The 7,967-nt window shown below is 61.0% G+C and carries 9 protein-coding genes; 5 read left to right on the forward strand and 4 right to left on the reverse strand.

The genetic code is table 11. The features are described from left to right. Position 1 precedes the first annotated feature (1 nt). Together C4J84_RS11125 and C4J84_RS11130 are read right to left on the reverse strand one after the other, a co-directional pair. Entirely contained in the window at positions 2–847 is an 846-nt protein-coding gene (locus tag C4J84_RS11125; protein WP_124370466.1) for an ABC transporter permease, read from the reverse strand. Then, a complete protein-coding gene (locus C4J84_RS11130; protein WP_124370467.1) occupies positions 844–1,872 on the reverse strand; it encodes an ABC transporter ATP-binding protein in 1,029 nt (342 codons plus the stop codon). The genes C4J84_RS11125 and C4J84_RS11130 overlap by 4 nt, the downstream gene beginning before the upstream one ends. Here C4J84_RS11130 and C4J84_RS26270 point away from each other — a divergent pair. From C4J84_RS26270 to C4J84_RS11150, 5 genes are all read left to right on the forward strand, one after another. After that, a complete protein-coding gene (locus tag C4J84_RS26270) occupies positions 1,871–2,017 on the forward strand; it encodes a hypothetical protein (RefSeq protein WP_164484534.1) in 147 nt (48 codons plus the stop codon). The genes C4J84_RS11130 and C4J84_RS26270 overlap by 2 nt on opposite strands. A gap of 94 nt (positions 2,018–2,111) precedes the next feature. Beyond that, complete coding sequence (locus C4J84_RS11135) at positions 2,112–2,945, forward strand: IclR family transcriptional regulator (protein WP_124403955.1); 834 nt, start codon at positions 2,112–2,114, stop codon at positions 2,943–2,945. Positions 2,946–3,186: 241 nt separating this feature from the next. Further along, positions 3,187–4,431, forward strand: coding sequence for a hypothetical protein (locus C4J84_RS26325; protein WP_177412745.1), 1,245 nt, complete (start codon positions 3,187–3,189; stop codon positions 4,429–4,431). A gap of 224 nt (positions 4,432–4,655) precedes the next feature. Beyond that, positions 4,656–6,011 (forward strand): MATE family efflux transporter, encoded by a 1,356-nt coding sequence (locus C4J84_RS11145; protein ID WP_124362543.1) that lies wholly within the window; start codon positions 4,656–4,658, stop codon positions 6,009–6,011. 39 nt (positions 6,012–6,050) lie between these two features. Continuing rightward, positions 6,051–7,256 carry an MFS transporter gene (locus C4J84_RS11150; RefSeq protein WP_124370469.1) on the forward strand — a complete coding sequence of 402 codons (1,206 nt, stop codon included), beginning with the start codon at positions 6,051–6,053 and terminating at the stop codon, positions 7,254–7,256. Here the strand turns inward: C4J84_RS11150 and C4J84_RS11155 are convergent. Further along, entirely contained in the window at positions 7,223–7,588 is a 366-nt protein-coding gene (locus C4J84_RS11155) for a type II toxin-antitoxin system HicB family antitoxin (protein ID WP_124362545.1), read from the reverse strand. The genes C4J84_RS11150 and C4J84_RS11155 overlap by 34 nt on opposite strands. After that, a complete protein-coding gene (locus C4J84_RS11160) occupies positions 7,585–7,836 on the reverse strand; it encodes a type II toxin-antitoxin system HicA family toxin (RefSeq protein WP_124370470.1) in 252 nt (83 codons plus the stop codon). Before C4J84_RS11160 ends, C4J84_RS11155 begins: the two co-directional genes overlap by 4 nt. Between the last annotated feature and the right edge of the window lie 131 nt (positions 7,837–7,967).

Here is a 7,967-nt window from a genome sequence, read left to right on the forward strand (position 1 = left end):
CTCAAACCCCCAGGGACTTTTTATAGCGGCCTTCGACCATGCGGTTCCAGCTCAGCATGATCAGCAGATTGACCAACAGCAGCACCACGGCGATGGTCGCGCCCATGGGCCAGTTGAGTTCCGAGAGGTATTGGTCGTACACCACCGTGGCGACCATTTTCAGGCGGCGTCCGCCGAGCAGGCCGGGGATGGCGAACGAACTGGCGGCCAGGCCGAATACGATCAGGGTGCCGGACAGTACGCCGGGCATCACTTGGGGCAAGACGATCTTGCGCATCACCGTGGCCTGGCTGGCCCCCAGCGACAATGCGGCCTGTTCAGCCGACGGGTCGAGCTTCTGCAAGGAGGTCCAGACCGGGATGATCATGAACGGCAGCATCACATGCACCAGCGCGATGATCACCGCGAACGGTGTGTACAGCAGCTTCACCGGGCGGCCGCCGAGCATCTGGATCACTTGGTTGACCAGCCCGTCGGCGCCGAGCAACAGGCTCCAGCCAAAAGCGCGCACCACCACCGAAATCAGCAACGGCGTGAGGATCAGGATCAGGAAAATCGAGCGCCATGGCGTGCCCATGCGGCTGAGGATATAGGCCTCCGGTACGCCGATCACCACGCACAGCAGGGTGACCAGCGCACTGATCCAGAAGGTGCGCCAGAAGATCTCGTAAAAGTAGGCATCACTGAACAGCGACAGGTAATGAGCGAAGGTCCACTCATCGGCCTTCACGCCTACCTGGTAATCGAACACGTTGAACGACAGCACCAGCGTCAGGCCCAGCGGCAGCATCAACAGCCCGGCAAATAGCACCAGCGCCGGCAGGGACAGCAAGTAGCCCCGGCTCATGGCTGCACCTCGTCCGGCGCCAAGACCCGCAACAGGTCCGCTTGCCAATCCAGGCCCACTGCCACGCCGTTGCCCAGCGGCGCGCTGCCGTCGTTGCTGCGTACCACGGTGATTTCGCCGAGGTCGGTATGGACCCGGTACAGCCACTGGCTGCCGAAGAAGTAACGGTCCAGCACCTTGCCCTGCAAGCGACCCGAGCCCGCGTCCAGCAGCTGGATTTTCTCCGGGCGCAGGCTCAGGGTCAGCGCGCCAGCGCCGCTTGTATGACGCACCTGCGGAATGCCCAGGGCATCGTAGTCGCCGGCGAGCAGATTGGCCTTGCCGACGAAGTCCGAGATAAACCGTGTGCGCGGGTGCTCGTACAACCGGTAGGGCGCGTCGATCTGGGTCACGCGCCCGGCCTGCATCACCACCACGCGGTCGCTGATCGATAGCGCCTCGGCCTGATCGTGGGTGACCATCAAGGTGGTGATGCCCACCGCGCATTGAATACGGCGGATTTCGAACTGCATTTCTTCGCGCAGGTTGGCGTCGAGGTTGGACAGCGGCTCATCCAGCAGCAGCACCGGCGGCTCGATCACCAGCGCGCGGGCCAGGGCCACGCGCTGGCGTTGGCCGCCGGACAGTTGCCGGGGGTAGCGTTCGGCATGGGGGGCCAGGCGCACCAGCTCCAGCACGGTCTTGACCTTGGCGGCGATCTCGTCGGCGGGCACCTTGCGCATCTTCAGGCCGAAGGCGACGTTGTCGCGCACCGTCATGTGCGGGAACAGCGCATAGCTCTGGAACACTACGCCCAGGCCCCGGCTGGCGGGCTTGGCATGGGTGATGTCGCGACCGTCGAGCAGGATCTGCCCGCCGCTCACATCGACGAAGCCGGCGATCATCTGCAAGGTGGTGGTCTTGCCACAACCCGAGGGGCCGAGCAGGGAAACGAATTCGCCTTTTTCCACCGCAAGGTCGGTGGCGACCACCGCATCGACGGCGCCGTAGCGTTTGCTCAAGGCGCGAAGTTGGAGAAATGCCATGTCTGCGTTCCACCTGTTTGAGTCGCGTCGAAACGCGCTTTTTTTGTTTTGGGCAGATGCGAAAGAACAGTTGCGGGTGCGCTGGCGCTCGATCTTCGGTCGGCTGCCGGTTGTTGTTCGTTTCGCCCCTGTGGACGCAGATTAGGACGAAGACTAGAGTGGACGGAAGACGGTATTTCACTGAATGGATGATTATTTTCTGTTTTATTCATTCATCAGAATTTAGTTGGAGATTAAGCGTGAATGATTCCACTGAGCGGAATGAAGGAGCTAGGGAAGTTGGCTCAGGCGGCGTCTCTCGCCTGTTTGCACTGCTGCGCATCCTGGGTGAAGTGCCGGAAGGCGGTGAACGCGTGACCCAGCTTGCGCAGCAGGTCGGCCTCTCGCAACCGACCACCCACCGCCTGCTGCGCAGCCTGATGGACGAAGGCATGGTCGAGCAGGACGCGCGCAGCAAGCGCTACCGTCTGAGCCTGGAGTTCTTTGCCCTGGCGGCGAATGCCGGCAAAACCGGCAACCTGCGCGACCTGGTACGGCCAAGCCTGTTGCGCTTGAGTGCGTCGCTGGGCGATTCGTTGTTCCTGCTGGCCCGCAGTGGCTTCGACGCGATCTGCCTGGACCGCAGCGAAGGCCCATACCCGATCCGTACCTTCACCGGCGATATCGGTGGGCGCGTGGCGCTAGGCGTGGGGCAGGGCAGCCTGGCGATCCTGGCGTTCCTGCCCGAGGAAGAGCGCGAAACGGTAATCCGCTACAACCTGCCACGGCTCAAGGATTTCCATGTGTACGACGAGGTGCTGTTGCGTTCGGAGGTCGAGAATGTGCGCAGCCTGGGGTATGCCGCGCGCAACACGGGCGTGCTCGAAGGCATGGCCGGGCTGGCGGTGCCCATTCTCAACCGTGACGGGCATGCGGTGGCGGCGTTGAGCGTAGCGACCATCAGTGATCGCCTGGGGCCGAGCCGTTTGCCGATGGTGGTGGAATTGTTGAAGCGCGAGGCGGCGGCGATCGGGCCACGGATCAACCCGTTTGATCCGACGTTGCGCCGGCCTTCGCAGGCGTTTGGTGGGTAGTCCATTTCTGATGCGAAAGCGTATATGAGAGAGCGGGGCTTTCAGATCGGTCCTACGCAAATGCAATTCTTTTTCGCATCGTTGCACAGGCTTTTACTTTGCGTGCGACGGTAAACTCCTTGCGTGTAACTGCATGTTTATTTGGAACTGCACTGTTTTCGGTTGCCACCAAGAGGTAGCTGAATCGAGGGCTTACTGGCCTGGTTAAGCAGTTGTTACGTCCAAGACATGAGGTGTTGCAATGAATCCTAACTTCAACCAGCCGCTCTATTCGCCTCCACCCGCACAGAGCTTCGGATATACCCCTGACGATTATGGGCGCAAGGCTACTGCGAACATGCCGAGCAGTATGACCAGCATTTATTCCAATTCGGCAGTCGCAGAGTCGCTGCTACGCAACTTTGAATACTTCTCGTCTGGAGCTGCTTTCGTTTCGCGAGACTCGCTTATTGACTTTGCCAATCGTCCACTGGTAGACGGCGGTTACCATGATCAGATGACGTTGCTTGCTAGGGATATATTGGGCCGGGGCGACCTCCCACGGCTCTTTGATGGCGTTCAGAACGGCGGTCAGGAAGACGGGCTGATCAACCAAGAGGATGTGGAACTAGCCATCAGCCAGTTAGCTCAGCAAGACGCACGTGGCTATCGGTCAGCGGGTTATAACGGCGCGATGCAACAGCCAACAGGGGAGTTTGGCGCGCGCTATACCAGCGCGATGCAGCAACAGAGAGTCAACCAGCAGTTTGCTCCTGCGTTCTGCGAACAGCCTTCCTCCAATGGGCCGCGCGGCATGGAAGGCTGGGACGCGTCGCCACCTGCACCACGAGCGTTCGGGGCGCAGCAGCCGTCCTATGCGGGGATGCCAGTCAGTCAGCAGTGGAACCCCATGACGACAGGGCAGCGACCGTATGCTAATGACAGTAACGAAGCCTTATCGGCCAAAGTGCTCTCCCATTTCAGCAACCTGCAAGACCCCTCAACGGGAACGATCACTGACGCGTCACTGAGTGCTGCAGCGTCGGGATACGCTCTGGATGGTCGGCCCATCAGCGCGGCGGATGCCGCTATCGCGCAGGAGCTGCTGGAGCGGGGCCAACTGTTCAAGACCCTTGATCAAGGCCGCAGTGGCACACTTGACGGCAGTATTTCCCGGCAGGATCTGGGCGATGCAGCGAGTGAGTACCGCACAATGAGCAACGCCGGGCTGCTACAGGCCGTGAAAGATAATTTCAGGCAGTTTACCGCCGGTGCGGATGACAATTATGTCAACGCCAATGAGCTGAAAGAGGCAGCCGGTCTTATTCCGTCCGACCGAACGTTCAGCCCGCAAGCGCGCGAAGTGGCGTTGGAGTTGCTCAATCGTCCGGGATTATTGCGCGAGTTGGATATCGGCGTTCGGGAAGACGGTACGCCAGGCGCTGAAGACAAACGTTTCGACATGGTTAACATCGACCATATGATCGAGAAAGAATCCTTCACGTAGCGAGCCAAGCCTTAAGCCAACGCACCTGTGGGTAATTACTCCGTGGCTGCGGGTGGGCAGGATCAAATGAGCGCCAACGGCTGCTTCCGGTGACTCGGGTAGCAGCCGTCGGTGCTCAAGAGGCTTGTGCAGTGGGATCGTCATCTGGGCGTAGCATTCGCGGTTCAGCGCCAATAGACTCAAGCGATTGACGACACCACCGAGACCCAGGGCCCCGAATCATCATGGAAGTCATCCAACAACGACCGCTGTGGCAGGTCTATCTGTTTTTTCTGGCACCGATGGTGCTGTCCAACTTTCTGCAAAGCTTTTCCGGCACGCTCAACGGTATCTATGTCGGGCAGATGCTGGGTACCCACGCGCTGGCGGCGGTGTCGGGCATGTTCCCCATCGTGTTTTTCTTCATTGCCCTGGTGATTGGCCTGGGGGCTGGCGCCTCGGTGTTGATCGGCCAGGCCTGGGGCGCCCGCGAGACGGGAATGGTCAAGGTGATCACCGGCGCCACGCTGACCCTCGGCGCGCTGGTGGGTTTGGTCGCAGCCCTGCTTGGCAGCCTGTTGGCCCGCCCCGCGTTGCAGGCGTTGGGAACCCCTGTCGATGTGCTTGACGATGCGGTGGGCTACGCCCAAGTGATGATGCTGATCATGCCGCTGTTGCTGGTATTCATTCTTTATACCCAACTGCTACGCGGTGTCAGCGATACCGTTTCACCATTGTTGGCCTTGATGGTGTCGACCCTGGTGGGTTTGCTGCTGACGCCAGCGCTGATTCGCGGCTGGATCGGCCTGCCGCCCATGGGCATCCAGAGTGCGGCATACGCGGGGCTGGCGGGGAATGCCTTGGCGATGCTGTTTCTGATCCTGCGCCTGCGCCACAAAAACTCGGTGATGGCGCCGGATCGCGACATGCTCGCCGCCTTGCGCCTGGACCGGGTGATCCTCGGCAAGGTCTTACGCATCGGCCTGCCGACAGGCCTGCAGATGGTGGTGCTGTCGTTGTCGGAACTGGTCATCCTGGCGCTGGTCAACGGCCACGGTTCCCAGGCGACGGCGGCGTACGGCGCGGTGACGCAGATCGTCAACTACGTGCAGTTTCCGGCGCTGTCGATTGCCATCACCGCCTCGATCCTGGGTGCCCAGGCGATTGGCGCCGGGCGCCTGGAGCGCATCGGGCCGATTCTGCGCACCGGGCTGTTGATCAACACCGCCCTTACGGGTGGCCTGATCGTGCTCGGCTATGGGCTATCGCATTGGCTGCTGGGGCTGTTCATCACCGACGCCGCCGCCCGCGTCAACGCTGAGCACCTGTTGCACATCATGTTGTGGAGCATCCTGGTGTTCGGCTTCCAGGCCGTGATCGGCGGGATCATGCGCGCCAGCGGTGTGGTGTTGATACCGGTCGCCATCTCGATTTTCTGTGTGCTGTGCGTGGAGTTGCCGGTGGCCTACCTGTTCAATGCGCATTTTGGCCTCGAAGGCGTGTGGATGGCGTTTCCGGTGACTTACCTGGCGATGCTGGTGCTGCAGACCGCGTATTACCGCCTGGTATGGCGGCATAAGCAGATCAAGCGGCTGCTGTGATAAAAGGTTGCCCACCCAAGCAGAGAAGGCGCTTTATCGATGGCTAACCCTTACGCCGAGCTGTTCCAGGTGCCGGGCGCTCGCGCCTTTGTGCTGGCGGGCATGCTGGCACGCATGCCGATCTCCATGACCGGGATTGGCCTGATCACCATGCTCTCGCAAGTGCATGGCGGTTACGGTCTGGCGGGTTCGGTGGCGGCGGTATTCGCGTTGGCTACCGCGTTTTGCGCACCGCAGGTGTCACGCCTGGTGGACCGCTACAGCCAGGGCAAGGTGCTGCCCATTGCGGCGTCGATCGGTGGCGGCGCGTTGTTGATGGTGTTGCTGTGCACGCGTTTGCAGGCGCCAGGCTGGACGTTGTTCCTGTTCGCCGCATTGGCCGGCTGCATGCCCAATATGTCGGCGATGGTGCGGGCGCGCTGGACCGAGCTGTACCGTGGTCAGCCCAAGCTGCACACCGCCTTTGCCCTGGAGTCGGTACTCGATGAAGTGTGCTTCATCATCGGCCCGCCCATTTCCGTCGGCCTCAGTGTGGTGCTGTTCCCCGAGGCCGGGCCTTTGGTGGCGGCCGTATTGCTGGCAGTGGGTGTGACCACCTTCGTATTGCAACGCACCACTGAACCGCCGGTGCATGCACGTCATGACCACCACGGGCGCTGGTTGATCGCCTCGCCGTCGGTGCTGATCCTGATGACCCTGCTGCTCGCCATGGGTGTGATCGTCGGTGTGGTGGATGTGGTCAGCGTCGCGTTCGCCCAGCAGGCGGGCCACCCGACGGCAGCCAGTATTGTGTTGTCGGTCTACGCCATCGGTTCCTGCCTGGCAGGCTTGGCCTTCGGCATGCTCAAGCTCAAGGCGCCGTTGCCCCGGCAGTTTCTGTACTGCGGCGTAGCCACGGCCGTGACCACGTTGCCGTTACTGTTGGTGACTGACATTCCGGGGCTGGCCGTGTCGATCTTTATCTCCGGTCTGTTCTTCGCCCCGACCCTGATCGTGTCCATGGCGCTGGTGGAGCAAGTCGTCCCACCCAGCCGCCTCACCGAAGGCATGACCTGGCTGATCACCGGCCTGAGCATCGGGGTGGCCATCGGCGCCGCCAGCTCCGGCTGGATGATTGACCACTCTGGCGCCGCCAGCGGGTTCTGGGTGGCACTGGCGGCGGGGGTGGTGGTGTTGGGTTCGGCGGTGCTGGGGTACCGGCGGTTAGGCAGTCAGCCGGTCGCCGCGCAAGGCTGCGGGAAATGATGGTGTAGAAACTCATCCAGCGCCTGGCGTGTCAGGTCGTTCAACGTCACTTTCTTGCGGTTCGCCGCCAACGCTGCCGCCAGATGCAGGTCATGGCCAACGCGTACGTTGAACGAGCCCTTGCATGGCTTTTCAGGAGTTTGCCCGAGCGACTGGCAGGTGGCGAGGTAATCGTCCACCGCCTCTTGGAAGGCCGCGTCCAACTCTGCGACAGTCTTGCCTTCGTAGCTCACCAGGGCCTTGATGAACAGGATTTTGCCGAACAGGCAGTTGTCCTCGAGGCTGGCTTCGATGGAGCCGATGTAGCCTTTGTGTTTCAGCTGGTTGTTCACTGAACCAGTTCTCCTGATTTCAATTGTTCGATGATTTGGCGCCGAATGTAGTGTTTCAGTTCGTTGCCGGGGTGAGGCTTGTGCAAGGTGATCAGTGCACTGGGGTCGCCAATGTCGAATTTGACCCGGCTTCCAGCCCCTTCAATCTGTGTGTAACCCAGTCGCCGTAACAGGGTTACGAGTTCAGACCAGGTGAATGCCATGTGCTCATTGAGCAGTTTGGCGAGCAGCTTTTCATTTTTGGACACGGCGTTCCCTGCGTGTAACTAAATGTAGTTGCAAAAAGTGGTGTACGTCAATGCTAGCTCGGTCTGATGTGTCTTTCCCGAGATTGATGTAACCCGTGATGACACCTCGCTTGCAGGCCCCCATTACTCGC

Source organism: Pseudomonas sp. R11-23-07 (genome assembly GCF_003852295.1).
Classification (GTDB): domain Bacteria; phylum Pseudomonadota; class Gammaproteobacteria; order Pseudomonadales; family Pseudomonadaceae; genus Aquipseudomonas.